Below are 17,796 nucleotides of genomic sequence, written 5' to 3' on the forward strand. Positions count from 1 at the left end.
GTCTTTATTGTCTCCCCAGCTGCTCTATACAGGAGGATCAACGAGTCTTTCGCGGATGGCGAGCGCGACAGCGGCTGTTGCTCCGTTGACGTGCAGTTTGCGATAAATGCAACGAGTCACGTAATCAAGAGTGTGTAGATTGAGTTCGAGCTCCATCGCAATCTGCTTTCGAACCAATCCACGCGTCATCGCCTCCAAGACCAATTGTTCGCGTTCGGTCAATCCGTAGTCTGGCTGTTGAGGTGTCAGGTCCGCAAACATTTTCAACACGCGGCCCGCAATCCGAGGATGAATCGGTGCGGCGCCCTCGGATACTTGTTCGACAGCTTCGCATACCTTCGCAATCGAATCCGATTTCAAACAATACCCCGAAGCGCCGGCCTTCAATGCGCGAAAGATCTTCTCGTCATCTTCAAAGACAGTCAGAATTAGAACGGTCGCGTTAGGCAAGCGTTGTTTGATTTCACCGATTCCGTCGATCCCATCGATACCCGGCAAATCGATATCCATCAGAAAGACGTCCGGTGAGTTCCCATTATCGATTTCGGCGATTGCGTCTTCGCAGTTACTGAACTCGCGTGCGTTGATATCGTCGGCGAGTAATCGCAATCCGCGAACGGTCGCGTTTCGGAATTTGGCGTTGTCTTCGATGATCCAAATTTCGAGCATCAAGCATCCTGTGTGTTGTCTCAGTAAGCATTTCAGTTGGCGAGAAGACGGTAGGTCTTGCCGCGTGCGTTTGGTATTGTCTCAGCGAATCGCTTTTCAATTGCCAATTTCGATAGTTAGGCGGGCACCTTGACCGGGTTGAGAATTGATCTGCAGCGAGCCACCCAATTTCTTGATTCTGTTCTTCATGTTGTGCAGTCCCATTCCTCGCGGTTCCATTCTGCTTTCCCAAGCAAACGCATCAAATCCATCGCCATTGTCTTCCACTGAGATTCGCCATCCCTGCTCGTATTCTATGGCTGCGATATCGACCCGAGTTGCGTTCGCACTGCGAGCGATGTTGGCAATCATGGCTTTGAAAATCAATACGATCTCGCGTTCGGCATTTTCTCCCGGACAGAATTCGACAAATGCGGGATCGAAGGCCCACTGCAAATTCATGCCCGGCAACATGCGTCGGGCGATGGATTGTAATTGGGAGGATAAACTTTCACCTCGTCGTTTGGGGCCGCCGAGCAACCATAGCGTCTCATGCATCGATTCGGTGCATTCGCCGGCGAGTTCACGTATCGAACGAAAGTCTTCTTTTAACTCGTCACTATCACCGACTGCCTCGCCGACTTCTCCAATTCGCGAGATGGCAGCAAGGTTACTGCCTATCTCATCATGCAAATCCTGCGCGAGTCGCATGCGAAACTCGGCACGCTGACGCGAACGTCGCCGACGCTGTTGCCATCCGATCGCGAGTAATGTGATCGCACCAATGTTCATCACACCAACCCCCGTCCACGAGGCTCGACGCCGAGCGATTGTCGAAAAGCGATTGATGTGTTGTTCCGTGGATTCCATCTCTTGCTGGAGGTTACGGGCCGCCTTCCATCGATCGAACCATTCTTGCAGAGACGAAATTTTCCCGTAACTGGCCTCTCCATCGACGAGTAAGCTCAGCGGGCGGTCGGACCGCCAATGCACAGCAGTGATGGGTCGATTCAACGCGAGGTTCTCACTTTCACGCAATACTTGAACCTCAGAGAAACCGACTTTATTGGTCGCTAATAGCGATCCTCTTTCGCTGACGAAACGCACGAAACGAAATTGCGATTCAGGCATTTGCAACGTGACGGGGTTGTTGCCGGGCGAGTCGAAATCACGCTGAGTTTGATACCACGTCGTTGATTCTTCGAAAGACTCGCTATCAGATGTTTCGATCCGAAACCGTTTGGGAAACGCGTAGCCGGGATAGTCAGCCCCCTGCCGAGCGTGAACCGGGAACAATCTGATTGCATCGAAGGACCGAATACTACCGAGGTCGATTTGAAACCAAACCTCTTCATCGGGTTGATCGGAATTGAAAAAGACGCCATCGAACTCAGGTAACTCATCACTCGATTGTGTCGCTTCGATCGGTGTTCCTAGTGGCGTTCGACCATCGACGAGGTAGCGAGGCGACCAAACGGGAGCCAATGATGTCGCGCCATTCATCGTGACGGCGGCATTCAATGCAATATTTCGGTCACCACGGATGACCATCACCTCGGATAACGCGTAGGTCCAACGGTTGGCGACCTGGGCGAGTTCCGTGACGGTAACTCGCAAGTATCTCGCACGAACCATCGGTGTATCGATCACTACAGGGAACGGGCTGATCGGATTCAGTTTTCCGGCCCCGGAACCGCTGCTCGCGGAATCGTAGAGAAGTTGAAACGAGTCGAATGTTTCCGTCATCGAGCCGTCGATGCGAAACCGTTGCGGGAACGCGTAGGACTCAATCGCGTCACTCACCAATCCCACGATTGCCGGAACAATGACGATGCGCTCAAACGATTCTGCGCGTCCCAAATCGAGCTGGATCCATGGGGCCTGTGGCGGCGGAGTCGCACCCATGTGCAATTGCGCCCCTGCTTGGGGCACCGTCTGACGCAGTTGAAGCGGTCCGAGTTGTTCGTACTGACGCGTCAACTCTCTGAGATGTGCCTGCGTATCTCGCAGTTCATTGGAGAACATTCCCCATCCATCCGCCCTCGCCGTGCTCATGAACAGCAGCGAGGTCAGGGCGAGAGGAATGTAAAACGGGAGGAAAAATCGAATCATTCTCTCCAGGTTCACGCGGTGGCAGGAAGCGGTATCCGTTCGCTCATTGCGAATGGCTCGCAGTATAGTACCTCCGAATCGCAACTCAGGTTACCGCTTGCCCGTCGGAAATTATCCTTCTCGAATATGATACCGAATGTCCCTCCATAGATTCAGCGGCGACATTGCCCTCGAGACCTAAAATCGATTCTCGGCAAAGATGGAATCGATCATCGCCAATCGTTCGTCGAGAGAATCCGAACTCGTCAGTTCATCTAGGCGAACGCCGGCCGAATCCAATTCGGGCCTTCGAACGTCCGGTTCGCGATTGGATGGCGAAGTGATTTCGGCGAACGCATTGGCATCCACATCGTTGGTCGTTCGGCTCTGATCGAATAGGGGCTGATCCGAGTCATCAAAAGTGAAATCGAGTAGGTTCGTCGCGAGAGCGAGTGATGAAGTCGCGGAGCGTGGGGATCCACTATCATTGCTGTCCCCTTCGTTTCCCCTGCGATCACCTCCATCGTTGTTTCCTCTATTTCCGTTTCCAGCTGGGCTGTTGTCGGCAAAGCCTCCACCTCCCGTATCACCATTGTCATTACCGGAGTTGGCGTCCGTCAAAGCTGCGAATTCGGATGCAACGGTGGCGGCAACGGTTTGCCCGACTGCTTGCCCGACGAGATCATCAAAGTCGAAATGGATTCCCAAGTACACTCGACTGCGGCCGTTTTCAGCCATCGCATCGCTGAACGAACTGAACGTGCGAGTTGCATCATCAAGACTGATTCCGTAGGCCTCCTGCAGCTCAGGATCTTCGAGCAAGACCTCCAGCTCCCTCGATGTCAACTCGAAGGAAATGTCATCGGTTCCGTAGAAATGTTGAAGCGTCCCGAAGAGGGCGCCGCCGAACGTCGCGTGTCCGGAAATATAGGTTGGAAATTGAGGCGTGAATCCAATCTCATCTTCGCCTCCATCGGGAGCTCCTAATGCGGTCCACTCGGCGTCGCCTTCGGTGAGCGGATTTCCATCGATGTCGCCCGATTGAATCGCCGTCACCGGTCTCCAAAACTCTTCACTGAATTTGGTATCCCACGCCACAACCGCCGCGTCGGCCATCGCCACGGATGCCTGTGCGAACAACGCCGCATTTTCTTCGAGCGTGTTCCCCTGTTGGACGGCGATCGTTGCGAGGACGTCGTTGTATAGTGCCAGTGGCGTTCCTAGTCCCTCACGGTCATACGCCCAAAAAACACCAGCTTCCGTTTGATCTTCAGTCCTAACCGCACTGTCAGCCGCCCCAAGTTCTTTGACTTCGTTGTAAGAGGCGGCATACTCCTCGCTGGTCAGAGCCGGAGTGGTTTCAGGTAAGTACTCGTCGGTGGAACTGATCGCGAATGTGCCCACCTCCCCCCACCCCGGCCCCCATACCGGGACGTCGGGGTTAAGTGGGTCTGCTTGGAACCAGCCGACCTCATCGGTGTAAGTGTATTGAACCAACTCATCGAATCCGTCGTCGGCGCGGATCGCGAGAATCTCATTGCCGATTTCGGTACCCAAGGCGATGCTGCGGGAAGTGCTATCACCGCTGCGAAAGTTTGCGAGACTAGAGGCTAAGAACGAATCGAGAGTCTCCTGCTGGTCGGGGTAGAGTCCGCTGAGCACCGTGTACGCCGCTTGAGAAGCCACGACCTCCGTCGCAACGTTGTCGGAGCTACCGCGGAAGTCAATCGAGTAGTCGTAGAAGGTATCCGCATCGGCCCCATCAGTTACGAGATTGACGGAGTCGAAAATGGCAACGTTCAACATCGCCATCGACCGCGAAGCGTAACCGGGGTTTTGGTCCTCCACACTGCTCGCCAGGATTTCACCAAAGAGGTCATTCCATTGAAGCACCACATCGGAATCGGTTTCGGCCGCGGGAAGCTCATCGTTATCGGTTGAATCAGCGGGCGAATCCTCGTTCGGTTCATCGGGAGAGGCATCTCGGTCGACAACAGGATTTCGCAATCCGTCGTCCCCGCGATTAAATCGATTGATCACCATCAACGCATCCAGTGCGCTATCACGACCGTCGTTGTTGACGTCCGTCAATCGCCCGCGTCCACGTTCTTGTGACCCAGGTTCACCCTCACCAATATTATCCGCTTGATTAATTTGGTTGATGATCGTTAACGCATCGACGGCTGTGACTATCCCGTCTTCATTGACATCTTCGGGCATCGCTTCGTTGTGAAAGATGTTCGCAGCGAGCAACTGCCGAGCCTCCAACGTTTCTGGGCGGAGACGTCGACGCGTCAAAATCCGTTTACGATTTTTTCCCGACGACTGATCCGACTGTGGATCGGAATTTCGGCGTCGTACCCAACGACTCAAAAAGCGTGCCATGCGTTCACCTGCGGTCTTAAATGTGGGAGCAGAACCCCCATCGCACGGCCCAGTTCGGCCGCCAATGGGTCCCCATTCAAGTACGAAAACGCACACCCCGTGTCACATTTTCGTCCACATGTCACCTCGGTTCCCCATGGACACCCGCCGGCGAAGAGCATTCAAGGCTTGATCGCGCGGGTCGCGATGAACGTGTCCGTGAATTTCGATATCGGGTCGTTGTCCGAGTCCGCATAGCGGTCTTCGAACATCGCGGACAATAGGAAACCGGCGCGTAGTTGCCCGCCGATTTGATCAGTCAGAGTGTGCGCAAACTCAAGAGGCTTTCCAGCGCGGATCGCGTTTTGAATGTGAGGTTCATCGAGATGATCCAAATCAGAATAGGGAAGTGAGTGAACGACCGCTAAACTGCCGTTCTCGACGCGTTCATCTTCAAACAGGTAACGCAGAGGATTGGTGAATCCCGCCATCATCACACCGCCGCTTCGCAACACACGAAAACACTCTCGCCAAACAGGCAGCACGTTCACGGCGAAGCCATTCGAACACGGGTGAAAGATGAAGTCGAAGCTTTGATCCGGAAACACGGCGAGATCAGCCATGTCACCTTCGACGAATCGCATCGATAGACCATCACGCTGCGCGACAAACCGGTCTTGATCTAACTGCGCCGGTGAATTGTCAAACACGGTCACGTTCGCACCCGCTGCCGCGAGGACGGGAGCCTGCTGCCCGCCACCTGACGCGAGACATAAAGTGTCCGCTCCCGTCAGTTCCGGAAACCAAACTGCCGGCACCGGGATCGTCGGCGTCAACACGATTTCAAATTTGCCCGACCTCGCTTCGTTGATCACGTCGATGCTCACCGGCCGTGTCCAGCGATTCGCATCATTCACTTGCTTGTTCCACGCATCTCGGTTGTATTTCAAAAGATCGTCGTTGTTCACTCGGCCCGCTCCGCATCGATCATTCGTATCACTCACGCTAGAAATCAAGAACGCAGCATACACGGGTGAAGCGACAATCGACATCGCTGCATCCCCGTTCTGCAGTTCCCATCAAGATCACCTGATCGCTATCCTTGTTTTTCGTCCGAGCAAACGAATCGATCGACGGAGCGTGATCCAACGCGTCAAATGGGTCAAACTGTCCATCGATGCACAGCTTCATCGAATTGCTGTCCACATTTGGGCAACATCAGTCACCGATGCGAGCGAGTGATCAGACCGACATTGCCGGTTTAGCGCATTAGTCGGTGCGGCTAGCTTTTTCGATTGCGGTTTGCAGATTAGGAACGCTTACTGGCTTGAGCAAAAAATCCGCGATGAACGCAGAATCCTCATCAGCCGGACGCTCATGAGATGACACGACGATGACCGGAATCGCCTGAGTTTTCGCAATCTGTTTCGCAGCCTCGATCCCTGACATTTCCGGCATCCGGATGTCGGTGATCACGAGGTCAGGTTGGGAATTCAAACAAAGATCCACCAACTCACGTCCGTTCGCTGCTTCGCCAATGACATCACATCCGAGCTTGCTCAGCAAACGGCGAAAACCTTGCCGGATGTCATCTTCATCGTCGGCGATCACAATTTTCAAGCGAGGTGTCATCATGTTGCGCAGGCCGCCCGCCCGCTGTTGAGGTTAAGATTTTCGTCGCACAAGAAGCCAGCCAGCGGTTGGCTTGCCCCTTCCAACCGGGCTGGTTTCCCGAAGTTTCACGACGTTTTCGGCAATTTGATGATGAATTCGGCACCATCTCTTTGATCGTCACCAATCTCGATCGTCCCCTGGTGTGCTTCGACGAGACGTTTTGCAATTGCCATGCCAAGACCGGTCCCCTTAGCCTTTGTAGTTTGAAATGCGTCAAAAACATGCGGCCGGATTTCCTCTGGCAGGCCCGGCCCGTTGTCACGCACCGACACGGAGAGTACTGACGAACCGCCGCGGCTGATCGTTTGACAGGCGACAGTGATCCGAACAGGGTCACAACACGCGGCGAGCGAGTTTTCGAACAAGTTACGGAACACCTGCTCGAACCGGAACGCGTCGATTTGCAAGGTCAGGTCCGCGTCACCAATTTCTTCGACCAATTCGGCCTCGCGTCCGGCACGCGACACCTTCAAATTCGTCCACGCCTGTCGCCAAATTTGGGCCAGATTGTCCGCAGTCGTGTTCAGTCGAATCGTCCCCGCGAAGCTGCGCAATTCGTCGTGCAGATGTTCGAGGTCGGATTTCGCACGTTTGATACGATCGAGATCCTCACGAGCTTCGCTTCCTTCCTCGATTTCATACTCCAACACATCAACCCCAACTTGAATGCGCTGCAGCGCGTTGCGGCTTTCGTGCGCGATCGCCGACACCATCTGCCCCATGGCCGCGAGACGCTCCGCCTGCACAAGTTTGCTCTGACTCTCGGCAAGCTTGGCTTCGGCGATCTTTCGATCGGTGATATCGCGTATCAATCCCAGGTATCCGATCGCCGCTCCGTGGTCGTCTCGAATGGTAACACCTACCATTTCACCCGGAAAGGTTTCACCGGACTTACGACGCCACTGAACCTCGATCACCGCCAAATTTTCATTCATTCGAGTATTAAATCGTTCCTCGGCGAGGCGATCGTGGTCACTGGGATTCGCGTATAAAAGAGTGGTCGGCTTGCCCAGTACTTCCTCGGGTTCGTATCCAAACATCCGCGTCGCACTGCGACTGAAATGCGAAATGGTTCGATCGAGATGACTCGACACGAGAGCTTCAGGGACCCCATTAACGATGGTCTTGAGCATCGCTCGTTCGAGCTCGACAGCGTTTTGATATCGAACCCGTTCAATCGCCAGCGCGGCGAGACTCGCGCACGTCGACACAAACTCCAATTCACTATCTTCGGGCGATCGCGGCGTTTGATAATACATGGCGAAGGTCCCCATCACCTTGCCCTTTGAGCTGACGATGGGTTCGGACCAACACGCCTTCAAGGAGGCTTGCAAGGCGACGCCGCGTCCCCTCTCCCACAACAAATCCGAACTGATGTCTTCGACGATGACACGCTTTCCGGTGTAAACCGCCGTACCACATGATCCACTTTTTGGACCTGGCCTCGTTCCGTCGATGGCGTCACAATATTCCTTGGGTAGGCGACGGGAAGCACCATTGTGGAGGCGGCCGGTTTCCTCATCGACCAACAACACCGACGCGATCAGTTCGGGCCGAGAATCCTCCGCGACTTCAATGAGCGTGTGCAGGACCTCTTCCAGCGAGGCACCTTGTGCTAAACGCTTCAGCACGCGAGTCTGGCCTCGGAGATCGCTTTCCAATAGTTTTTGAGAATGACTCATTATCGTTCGCAACACAGGCGGTCGACCTGTTTGCCCTGCGTTGTCCGAGAGAATGACAGGCAGACTGCCTGTCCTACATTGTTTCAGTACAATACCAGACATCATGAGCAACGAAACCTTAGACATCCTCTTCGTCGATGACGATCCCGACTTCGCCGCCGGTTGCGTACGTTGGTTTCGCAAGAACGGTCATGAAGTCACCCATACGACCAGCGGCCAAGACGGGATCGGGCAATGCGACAAGCGTGACTTTGATATCGCGATCCTCGATTGGAACCTTCCAGGGTTGGGGGGACTGGAGCTCGTCCAGCGGATGCGGGACGTCAATCCGGAAACAGAAATCATCGTCTTGACCGGTGAAGGATCGATCGAAAACGCTGTCGAATCGATGCGTCGCGGCGTCTTCGACTTTCTGTCAAAACCCTTTCCGATGGGCGACCTCGAACGTCGATGCTTTGGCGCTCTCGAGCGACGTAAACTACGCAAGGAAAACACCCAACTCCGGGAAGTCATCGGTCGCACCAAACGTCGAGCGGCGCAGATGATCGGTGAATCAGAACCGACGAAGAAGGTTTTCCGACTGATCGATCGAGTCGCCCCCACCGACAACCCGGTATTGATCGAAGGCGAAAGCGGAACGGGCAAAGAATTGGTGGCGCAAGCGATCCATCAGGGAAGCCTCCGTGGGAAACGACCGATCGTGACCGTCAACTGCGCCGCCTTGCCCGAACAACTCGTCGAGAGCGAACTCTTCGGACATGAGAAGGGATCCTTCACCGGTGCAACGGCCGCCAAACCGGGGTTGTTCGAAGTTGCCCACGGCAGCACCCTGTTCATCGATGAAATCGGCGAGCTACCGCTCTCGTTGCAACCAAAACTACTGCGTGTGTTGGAAGACGGATCGATGCGCCGAGTCGGATCTGAGAAAGAGCGACGGGTTGATGTACGAATCGTGGCGGCAACGAATCGCAATCTCAAACACGAAGTCAACGAGGGCCGGTTTCGTGAAGACCTTTATTACCGCATTAATGTTCTGACGATCGATTTGCCCCCGCTGCGAGAACGGGCCAACGACATCCGCTTGCTACTCCAGCACTTCCTCGGCGATGAGCACGAACTGGAAGAGGACGCCCGAATCGCATTGGAAACACATCATTGGCCCGGCAACATCAGGCAGCTCATCAACACGATCACGCGAGCCAAAATCCTCGCCGACGACGTGATCACGATCGAAGACTTACCCGAGGAATTTGAACCACATTCCTCAACCCACGGCTCTCATACTGGCGAGACACCAGGATCGTTGATTTCACTCCAACGCGACCACATCCTCGAAGTGCTCGAACAAGAAAACGGAAACAAATCCGCCGCCGCCCGCATCCTCGGCGTCGAACGACGCAAACTCTACCGAATGATGAAACAACATCGGATTGAGGTGTAGCGTATTGCAGGCTGCCAGCCTGCGTTTGCCGGCCCGTCACCTCTCGTAGCCCGCATGGCATTTCCTACCGACCAAAATGCCCATGCAGGTAGAAACCGATTCTACGATGCGGGTAACCAACCGCTGGTGTCACCATCGAGTTGAAACCGGTCGTGACAAGAACACCACGGCCAATCTTCCGGTTTCGAAGCCAAATTTGCCGCAATCGGGTTGCTGCAAATATAGCTGACGATACGCTCCATTTCTTCCTCATCGCGAATCCAGTGATCGTACGATTCCGGTTGCCAGAATCGGCCGGATCGCTCTAACAATTTGTTCGCTTCATTGGCGGTGTAGCTTTTCAAGCTATGCATGATTCGCGATAGCGGACTTCCTTTATCAAATGCTTCCCCGACCGCGTGACTGGATCGGCTACTATCCTCAATGAATTTGGGCGATGGTGTCAGCACAACATGAACATGGTTGGGCATGATGCAATAAGCATGAAGGTGATACTTCTCCCCGTCATGATGGTAGAGGTTCTGTCGAAGCATCGACGCGACAGCGGGATCACGCAGCCATTCGATCGCAGATACTTGATCGAGATACTTATCGTACTGAGAGAAAAGCACCTTATGAGCATGCCGACGATGTTCAAGGAATGGGCGTCTCGTCCTTGCCTTCAATAGCCTGGCCTTCGTCGCCTTCAGCTCCTCGACAACAGATACCGGCAGCGTCCCGGACAATCGATACGTTACGAAATAGGCTGCCCCTGGCTTGAACCAATGTGGCAACGAACGCCGATGAAGTTGCTCCATGCTTTCCCTCACACCACCATGCACAGGCTACCGCTGTGTTTTGAAACTTAGAAACCACGACAGCAAAAGTACGGGCCGTTTCGCGGGCAAAATCGTTGTGCATTACAGAGGGTCATTCTAGCTGAATTCTACGCTCGCATTTCCTGCGCAGGCTAAAAACGCAGACGGAGGTCTCAACAGCAGGCTAGCAGCCTGCACTACGCCCCCCTGTCCGCATCCTGCCAACACGGGGTACCGACCTGCGCACATATGGGCAGTTACCCTCGCCGATCATTTCCGCCCCTCGCTCAACCACGCGGATCCACGTAACTCCTCATGGATACGAAGCAAAACACGGCATTGGCACAACGGTTGCTTTCTCTACGTAAACATCGCGAACGTCTTTACCCAAGACGCGTTTGCGTTACATCACGTCTCCTCTTGAAAAGAACGGCGCATCCGTCAATTCCAACATCGCCCTATTCGCTGCCGATTCATCCATCGATCTCCAACAGCCAACTGCGACGAACGAGCGAGAAGATCAATGCGCATACTCACACGAAAAACAGGAACGCAGATCCGTGAACGATATGAAAGTTGTCATTGTCACCGGCGCTGGCTCAGGCATCGGCGCGGCCACCGCCAAGCGGTTTGTGAACGATGGCTTCAACGTTGTTTTAAACGGCCGCAACGAACGAAAGCTTCAGGATGTCGCTGATGCGATCGGCAGCGAAAACGCACTCATCGTGCAGGGTGATGTTTCATCGGAGGCTGACGTCGACAACCTCATCACTCAAACCCGATCACTTACGTTTTTACTAGAGAGACCATCACGAGTTTCAACAACAAATGGGACATACCCTTGACCAAGTGTCCGCATCGGATTGGGACCAGCAAATGGCGATCAACGCCAAGGGCCCGTTCCTCGTGACCAAAGCCGCCTTGCCGCATTTGGAAGATACGAAAGGCGCGATCATTAACGTTTCCTCTGTGTCCGGCATCGGCGGCGACTGGGGTGCGTTTGCCTACGACGCCAGCAAGGGGGCCGTCACGTTGATGACCAAAGCACTCGCACTCGACTTTGCTCCCAAGGGCGTACGCATTAACGCAGTAGCGCCGAGCCTTACCGATACCGACATGGCCGAATTCGCGATGAAGGATGACGAAACTGTCTCCGCATTCAAAAATCGAATCGCAATGGGACGTGCGGGCACGCCGGAAGAGGTCGCCGACGTGATCGTTTTCTTGGCTAGCGATGACGCTCGTTTTGTAACCGGAACGATCATTCCGGTCGACGGTGGCCTCAGTGCCTCGAACGGTCAACCCAAAATCGCAAAGTAAGCTAACGAACTCGCGTCCTGAATCGTTCGCATGGAACACGAAACAGAAACCCGATAACCATCACTGTGTCATCGACTACATCCAAAGTGTAGAACAGTTGTCTTAACGGTTCACTGAAACGACGCCGTCTCGACACTTGGCGTTTCCAAACGAACAGCCCAAACCCCCAGTTAAAATAACCAAACGAGAACACGGACGATTCAATGACTAGAGTCGCAATCACCGCAGCCAGTGGCCACCTTGGGGCTGCAATCGTGAAGAACGCCATCGTAATCCTCGGTTCCGAAAACGTCATCGGCCTTGCGCGAACACCGGAAAAGGCCCAAACGCTGGGAATCGAAATCCGCCCCGGCGACTATGAGTCTCGAACTGGCTTGGAATCATCGTTGGCCGGCGTCGATGCCGTGTTGCTCGTTTCGGGAATGGATGCACCGGACAAACGAATCGTCCAACACCGAAACGTTATCGAAGCAGCCAAGACTGCGGGCGTCAAAAAGATCGTCTACACGAGCATCCAGGGGGCCGAACAGAACACGGCATTCTCGCCGATCGTGCAGAGCAACCGACAGACCGAAGAAGATGTTCGCGACAGTGGATTGGAATGGGTGATCGGTCGCAATGGAATCTACATTGAACCAGACGTCGATTATATCGAGACGTACAAACAACAAGGTGAGATTGCCAACTGTGCCGGAGACGGATTGTGCGGGTACACAACTCGTGGCGAATTAGGTGCGGCCTATGCCCAAATGCTGACGTCGCCAACGCACAACGGACAAACTTACAATCTCCACGGTCAAGCGATCACGCAAACCCAACTCGCAGACCTCATGAATCAAGCATTCGGAACGAACTTGAAGTACAGAGAGATGTCGGTCGCGGATTACCGAGCGGAACGCATCTCGGCACTCGGTGAATTCCTGGGTAGTGTCATCGCAGGAATCTACGAAGGAATCCGAATCGGTGCGACAAACAACGAAAGCCAATTCGAAAAGGCAGCAGGACGCTCTCACCAAAGCTGGGAAGATTACTTCCAGCAACTATCCACTTAGAACACATCATTTATCGTAGGACAATGCCACCAACTGTTTCTCTACCAACACGACGATGAGCAAGACTGATGAACAGCGAACAATTGAGGACAATTGTTCTACCAAAGATTGCTCGACACCTAATTCAAATTCCTTGAAGAAAAACCATGAAAGCTGTTGGCTACAAAGTTCCCGGACCGATCGATCGAGATGATTCTCTGTCAGACATTGCGGTTGAGAAACCGAAGGCTGAAGGTCGCGATCTACTCGTCAAAATCCATGCAGTGTCGGTGAACCCCGTCGATACGAAAGTCCGACGAAAAGCTGGTCCTGACGGCAGCGAATATAAGGTGCTCGGGTACGACGCCTCAGGTGTGGTTGATTCCGTTGGCCCGGACGTCCGGGTTTTCCAACCCGGGGACGCCGTCTTCTACGCGGGTTCGATCGCACGTCCTGGCACCAACAGTGAATACCATCTCGTTGATGAACGGATTGTCGGACGCAAACCCAATACTCTACGTGACGCTGAGGCCGCCGCGTTACCACTCACATCGATCACCGCGTGGGAAATGCTGTTCGACCGCCTCGACGTCAAACGTGCGACTCCAGAGGGAGGCAATGTGATTCTCGTCGTCGGAGGTGCTGGGGGTGTCGGGTCGATCACGATACAGCTTCTGCGCGCGTTGACCGATATGACGGTCGTTGCCACGGCCTCGCGTCCGGAAACACAAGACTGGGTACGAGAGAGTGGTGCCCACCACGTGATCAATCACCGGGAGCCCATGTCTCCTCAGATTGAAGCATTGGGTACCGGCGCTCCGGGCTTTGTTTTTTCAACAACACATTCCGGCGACCATCTCGACGACATCGTCGAATTGATGGCTCCGCAAGGACGATTTGGTCTGATCGACGATCCTGAAAACTTCGACGCCATCAAACTCAAGCGCAAAGCCCTCTCGCTGCACTGGGAATTCATGTTCGCACGCTCGTTGTTTGGAACCCAGGACATCGCCGAGCAAAGCAAACTGCTCAACGAAGTTGCGGCGCTCGTGGACGCGGGGAAAATCCGATCAACCGCCACCCAATCCGCGGGCAAGATCAACGCGTTTAACCTGAAGGAAGTCCACGCGAAAATCGAAAGCAATACGGCACGCGGAAAAATTGTGCTCGAAGGTTTTTGAACCTTGGAAAAGCCAGCCTTTCTTAACGATGCGCGACACCGCCTCGACAGCCACCTTATCAATCCCAATTGAATAACAATGACATTTGATGCACTCCTTGTCGAAAAGATCAATGATGACGAAGTATCCGCGTCCGTTCAAACGCTGACCGACGATCGTCTGCCCGATGGCAACGTGACGGTTGCGATTGAGTACACCACCGTCAACTACAAAGACGGTCTGTGCATGCGTCCCAAAAATGGTCTCGTGCGCACCTACCCGCACGTTCCAGGAATTGACTTCGCGGGAACCGTCGAATCATCCGACGATCCTCGATACAAGCCTGGTGACAAAGTCGTGTTGACGGGATGGCGTGTCGGCGAAACTCACTGGGGCGGGCTGGCGCAGAAGGCTCGCGTCAACGCGGATTGGTTGGTGCGGTTACCCGACGCTCTGTCAACTGAACTAGCCATGGCTGTGGGAACAGCAGGCGTTGCCGCAATCCACGCCGTCATTGCTTTGGAAGACCACGGTTTAAACCCCGGCAAGGGCGAAGTGCTGGTGACCGGTGCGGCCGGTGGTGTCGGTTCGATCGCGACGGCGGTTCTCGGTAATCTCGGATATGATGTTGCCGCAGTGACGGGACGGCCCGAGACGTCTGACTATTTGAAATCTCTCGGCGCGAGTCGTATCGTCGCCCGAGAAGAGATCGACACCGTATCGAAGCGTCCGCTCGAATCAGAGACCTGGGCCGGATGTGTCGATGCCGTCGGAGGCGAGATGCTGGCACGCGTTATCGGTCAACTCAAATACGGCGGTTCGGTTGCCGCCGTCGGGCTCGCAGGCGGTTCCTCATTACCAACGACGGTGATCCCGTTTTTGCTTCGGGGAGTCAACCTGCTGGGCATCGACAGCGTCATGCAGCCGTACGAAAATCGCGTGAGGGCGTGGGACCGAATCGCCACCGATCTGCCGTTGGAAAAGCTCGGCGCGATGATCCATCGAGCAACCTTGGCCGACGTACCCGAGTTAGCGTCCGATATTCTGGAAGGGAAGATCAAGGGCCGAATCGTCGTCGACGTTAATGCGTAGACGCAGACGAAGACGTAGACGCCTGATTCAGTCGCACGGGCATCAAAGCTTCACAACCGGATTTGCGGTGGAAATCCGTTGCAGACAAAAGAGTTAAGCTGCACCGCTGGGGACACCAGTCGGGGGATAGGTCAGAATGCGTCGGTGGTACCCGGTCGATTACGCAAGTTTCGCATTGGGCTTGATCCTTTGCTACTGCTCTAGCTTAGGATGGTGAACGGATCACCAAACCAAGGACGCCTTCCTTGTCGTGCTTGCATCGCCCCCTATGAAAACATCCTGACGACGAAGTCCATCCCAAGAATCATCATGCTGATTGAACTCGTGTATTGCAGCGTCGCGTCTCGCGTCATGTCTACGGAAGACCTGCATGGCCTACTCGATCACGCTCGGAAGAAAAACGCGTCGTTGGGCGTGACGGGCATTTTGTTGTACGGCGAGAAAACTCGCGAGTTCATTCAACTGCTAGAAGGCGAAGACGACTGTATCGAAGCACTGTTGTCTGTGATCACTGCCGATGATCGCCATTCGTCCGTTGACGTGATGTACCAAGGCCCGATTAAAGAACGGAGTTTCGCCGACTGGTCAATGGCGTTTCGCACGCTGGATGAGATCGCTCCCAGCATTCAGGCGTTACAAGATGTAAGAGCGGATACGACAGAAGGGTACTTAACCTTTAACGCTGAGTCGTTACCCGCGAAGATGCAGAGCGGCAGAGCGAGTCGGGCGAAAACGATGCTCGCCGAACTCAGCAAGTCGCTCTGAACCACCACGGCGAGACAGATGTCTCTGTCGTGATTGCAGAATCGCTCCGCTGACCTTTCGTCCGAATCAACGCCTACGGTTCCGGTAGTCGATGCCTGACAAGGAGCGTTGATCGATACAGGAAAAACGCTGACGGTTTCGCTAGTTGATCTTAGAGCCCGCGACCGACGATCTCGCCAATTTGAGCTTGCTGCTCCGGAGACACCCATCGAAGGTCAATCACGATTTCATTGCCAGCAACACCGCATAACAAGCCGGTGGGTGCGTCGGCAAGATTTCGAGCAACGACGTCTGCGGCTTTCGATGCATCAAGAGTAACAACGACTTGGCGAGAAGGAATCGCGTCGTCAGCCTGAGACGTGCAATCTGATCCGGGTGCGATCCCGATACTGGCGGAGGCCGCGGTCACGCGAGTTGACTGGACGGCATCGAAACCAGCGAGTTGAGTCGCGAGGCGAGTCGCTCGGTCTTGGAGGTTCTCTTCCGATACTCCCATGAGTTGCCCCAACGGTGAGCGGCCTAACGATTGAACCGCTACCGACGACGCGACGATGGCCGTCAAAGCCGCCGGGGCAACAACGAGGTCATGCCGTGGATTTTCGACGAGACGTTCCATGACGTCTTCGTTACCCACGATGAGGCCGAGTTCGGGAGTGCCCGCGAGCACGCCTCCGGCCAGGACAACGATGTCGGCACCGGCGCGAAGTTGATCGACAACACTGTCGGTCGCGATTTCGTTTCCGGTTGAATAGATCGAACCGACAGGCATCACCACAACGTCAATCCAGTTTTCGCGTTGGCTACCAGGGATCTGACCGGTGTCCCCTTTCGCTGCGAGGCGAACCAGAACCTGCAGCCGAGCGCCACGGTGTTTGTCGCCGCCATGTTCGCCGTGCTGACCGTGACGCGGAGGTCCTCCCCGTCGGCCACTTTGTTTCGCGAAGTGGACATCGTCCCAACGGTCACTCCCGTCAACGCGTCCAAACTCACGGACGTTGCCGCAACCAAAACGGCGGAGTCGCTCGACGAGCAACTCGTCACGCTGGGATGGTTTCGAATCTTGCGAAGATGTTTGGACGACGGTGTCTAGCGGAACGGCACAGCAACGGGGGACGTTGAGCGAACCGCCCCGCTTGCCTAGCGTGGCGATCAAACCAAGCGACGCGTCGAGAGAGTTCGTAACGATCGCCGACAACGTCCGACTCTCCGAGGCCCCTTCGTTGCATCGACGGGTGATCGTGGCGGCGATCTGCTCACAGAGACGAGAATTAACGTTCTCGACATGAGACGCATCTCCCGCGAGGTGTGGGACCGCGGCGGCGAGCGACTCGGCGGGTATCCCGACGCCGCTGCCACGTGGATCGAGCAATCGCCCCGATGCGTTGATCAGCCGCGTTGGCGTCAGCGAGACGGTTCCGCCGCCCCACAACACTCCGCTCTGCCAGACGTCTTTGATCGGCCGCGTGGACTCTTCGGCTTGGCGAAGGATCGTGTCGACTTTTTCACGAGCGGTCTTGGGCAACTCCTCAACGAGTTTGCTCGCCTGCTCTTTCAACGATGCCGCCGTGTCGTTGTCGGTGACTTGACGGGCGAGATCGGCCACGCCGCGACGAAGAAGTTCAACGGTCCAGGGGGGGAGAGCCATGTCGGTGCCTGCATGTGCGTCGATGGGGGTAATTCAGATCACCTCATCATCGTCACCGTGCCTCCGACTCACAATCCCTCCTGCAA

Annotated in this window: 15 protein-coding genes; 7 read left to right on the top strand and 8 right to left on the bottom strand. The window is 54.9% G+C overall.

The window, feature by feature from the left end; genetic code table 11:
- Positions 1-24: 24 nt before the first annotated feature.
- From FHS27_RS12125 to FHS27_RS12150, 6 genes are all read right to left on the bottom strand, one after another.
- The gene (locus tag FHS27_RS12125; protein ID WP_184305192.1) at positions 25-669 is read right to left on the bottom strand and encodes a response regulator transcription factor; all 645 of its coding nucleotides are present in this window, start codon (positions 667-669) and stop codon (positions 25-27) included.
- A 96-nt stretch (positions 670-765) separates the two neighbouring features.
- A complete protein-coding gene (locus tag FHS27_RS12130) occupies positions 766-2,760 on the bottom strand; it encodes an ATP-binding protein (RefSeq protein WP_246419638.1) in 1,995 nt (664 codons plus the stop codon).
- A gap of 177 nt (positions 2,761-2,937) precedes the next feature.
- Entirely contained in the window at positions 2,938-5,124 is a 2,187-nt protein-coding gene (locus FHS27_RS12135) for a dockerin type I domain-containing protein (protein ID WP_184305193.1), read from the bottom strand.
- Between the two features lie 161 nt (positions 5,125-5,285).
- Positions 5,286-6,071 carry a class I SAM-dependent methyltransferase gene (locus FHS27_RS12140; RefSeq protein WP_184305266.1) on the bottom strand — a complete coding sequence of 262 codons (786 nt, stop codon included), beginning with the start codon at positions 6,069-6,071 and terminating at the stop codon, positions 5,286-5,288.
- Positions 6,072-6,372: 301 nt separating this feature from the next.
- Positions 6,373-6,738: a response regulator gene (locus tag FHS27_RS12145; RefSeq protein ID WP_184305194.1), complete on the bottom strand. Its 366-nt coding sequence runs from the start codon at positions 6,736-6,738 to the stop codon at positions 6,373-6,375.
- Positions 6,739-6,842: 104 nt separating this feature from the next.
- On the bottom strand, positions 6,843-8,459 hold the full coding sequence (locus tag FHS27_RS12150; protein WP_184305195.1) for an ATP-binding protein: 1,617 nt from the start codon (positions 8,457-8,459) through the stop codon (positions 6,843-6,845).
- A gap of 103 nt (positions 8,460-8,562) precedes the next feature.
- Between FHS27_RS12150 and FHS27_RS12155 the strand changes: the two genes are divergently transcribed.
- Positions 8,563-9,900, top strand: a complete 1,338-nt coding sequence (locus FHS27_RS12155; RefSeq protein ID WP_184305196.1) for a sigma-54-dependent transcriptional regulator — start codon at positions 8,563-8,565, stop codon at positions 9,898-9,900.
- Between the two features lie 101 nt (positions 9,901-10,001).
- On the opposite strand, the gene FHS27_RS12160 is transcribed toward FHS27_RS12155, so the two are convergent.
- Positions 10,002-10,511 carry a transposase gene (locus tag FHS27_RS12160; protein ID WP_246419643.1) on the bottom strand — a complete coding sequence of 170 codons (510 nt, stop codon included), beginning with the start codon at positions 10,509-10,511 and terminating at the stop codon, positions 10,002-10,004.
- 584 nt (positions 10,512-11,095) lie between these two features.
- Between FHS27_RS12160 and FHS27_RS31375 the strand changes: the two genes are divergently transcribed.
- The 6 genes from FHS27_RS31375 (at position 11,096) to FHS27_RS12185 (ending at position 16,065) form a co-directional block, all read left to right on the top strand.
- Positions 11,096-11,542 carry an SDR family oxidoreductase gene (locus FHS27_RS31375; RefSeq protein ID WP_221225043.1) on the top strand — a complete coding sequence of 149 codons (447 nt, stop codon included), beginning with the start codon at positions 11,096-11,098 and terminating at the stop codon, positions 11,540-11,542.
- Positions 11,526-12,017: an SDR family NAD(P)-dependent oxidoreductase gene (locus tag FHS27_RS30795; RefSeq protein WP_221225044.1), complete on the top strand. Its 492-nt coding sequence runs from the start codon at positions 11,526-11,528 to the stop codon at positions 12,015-12,017. Before FHS27_RS31375 ends, FHS27_RS30795 begins: the two co-directional genes overlap by 17 nt.
- 203 nt (positions 12,018-12,220) lie before the next feature.
- Positions 12,221-13,069, top strand: coding sequence for an SDR family oxidoreductase (locus FHS27_RS12170; RefSeq protein WP_184305198.1), 849 nt, complete (start codon positions 12,221-12,223; stop codon positions 13,067-13,069).
- Between the two features lie 146 nt (positions 13,070-13,215).
- A complete protein-coding gene (locus tag FHS27_RS12175) occupies positions 13,216-14,229 on the top strand; it encodes a zinc-binding alcohol dehydrogenase family protein (protein WP_184305199.1) in 1,014 nt (337 codons plus the stop codon).
- A 78-nt stretch (positions 14,230-14,307) separates the two neighbouring features.
- The gene (locus FHS27_RS12180; RefSeq protein ID WP_184305200.1) at positions 14,308-15,300 is read left to right on the top strand and encodes an MDR family oxidoreductase; all 993 of its coding nucleotides are present in this window, start codon (positions 14,308-14,310) and stop codon (positions 15,298-15,300) included.
- Positions 15,301-15,609: 309 nt separating this feature from the next.
- Positions 15,610-16,065: a BLUF domain-containing protein gene (locus tag FHS27_RS12185; RefSeq protein ID WP_246419646.1), complete on the top strand. Its 456-nt coding sequence runs from the start codon at positions 15,610-15,612 to the stop codon at positions 16,063-16,065.
- A gap of 151 nt (positions 16,066-16,216) precedes the next feature.
- On the opposite strand, the gene FHS27_RS12190 is transcribed toward FHS27_RS12185, so the two are convergent.
- The gene (locus tag FHS27_RS12190; RefSeq protein WP_184305202.1) at positions 16,217-17,710 is read right to left on the bottom strand and encodes a hypothetical protein; all 1,494 of its coding nucleotides are present in this window, start codon (positions 17,708-17,710) and stop codon (positions 16,217-16,219) included.
- Positions 17,711-17,796 lie beyond the last annotated feature (86 nt).

Source organism: Aporhodopirellula rubra, from assembly GCF_014192335.1.
GTDB lineage: Bacteria > Planctomycetota > Planctomycetia > Pirellulales > Pirellulaceae > Rhodopirellula > Rhodopirellula rubra.

Excerpts from the sequence above, each read along its gene's own strand:
- FHS27_RS12190 (WP_184305202.1), bottom strand. The coding sequence starts at position 17,710 with ATGGCTCTCCCCCCCTGGACCGTTGAACTTCTTCGTCGCGGCGTGGCC.
- FHS27_RS12155 (WP_184305196.1), top strand. The coding sequence starts at position 8,563 with ATGAGCAACGAAACCTTAGACATCCTCTTCGTCGATGACGATCCCGAC.
- FHS27_RS12150 (WP_184305195.1), bottom strand. The coding sequence starts at position 8,459 with ATGAGTCATTCTCAAAAACTATTGGAAAGCGATCTCCGAGGCCAGACT.
- FHS27_RS12175 (WP_184305199.1), top strand. The coding sequence starts at position 13,216 with ATGAAAGCTGTTGGCTACAAAGTTCCCGGACCGATCGATCGAGATGAT.
- FHS27_RS12180 (WP_184305200.1), top strand. The coding sequence starts at position 14,308 with ATGACATTTGATGCACTCCTTGTCGAAAAGATCAATGATGACGAAGTA.
- FHS27_RS12125 (WP_184305192.1), bottom strand. The coding sequence starts at position 669 with ATGCTCGAAATTTGGATCATCGAAGACAACGCCAAATTCCGAAACGCG.
- FHS27_RS30795 (WP_221225044.1), top strand. The coding sequence starts at position 11,526 with ATGGGACATACCCTTGACCAAGTGTCCGCATCGGATTGGGACCAGCAA.
- FHS27_RS12145 (WP_184305194.1), bottom strand. The coding sequence starts at position 6,738 with ATGATGACACCTCGCTTGAAAATTGTGATCGCCGACGATGAAGATGAC.
- FHS27_RS12135 (WP_184305193.1), bottom strand. The coding sequence starts at position 5,124 with ATGGCACGCTTTTTGAGTCGTTGGGTACGACGCCGAAATTCCGATCCA.
- FHS27_RS12185 (WP_246419646.1), top strand. The coding sequence starts at position 15,610 with ATGCTGATTGAACTCGTGTATTGCAGCGTCGCGTCTCGCGTCATGTCT.
- FHS27_RS12170 (WP_184305198.1), top strand. The coding sequence starts at position 12,221 with ATGACTAGAGTCGCAATCACCGCAGCCAGTGGCCACCTTGGGGCTGCA.
- FHS27_RS12130 (WP_246419638.1), bottom strand. The coding sequence starts at position 2,760 with ATGATTCGATTTTTCCTCCCGTTTTACATTCCTCTCGCCCTGACCTCG.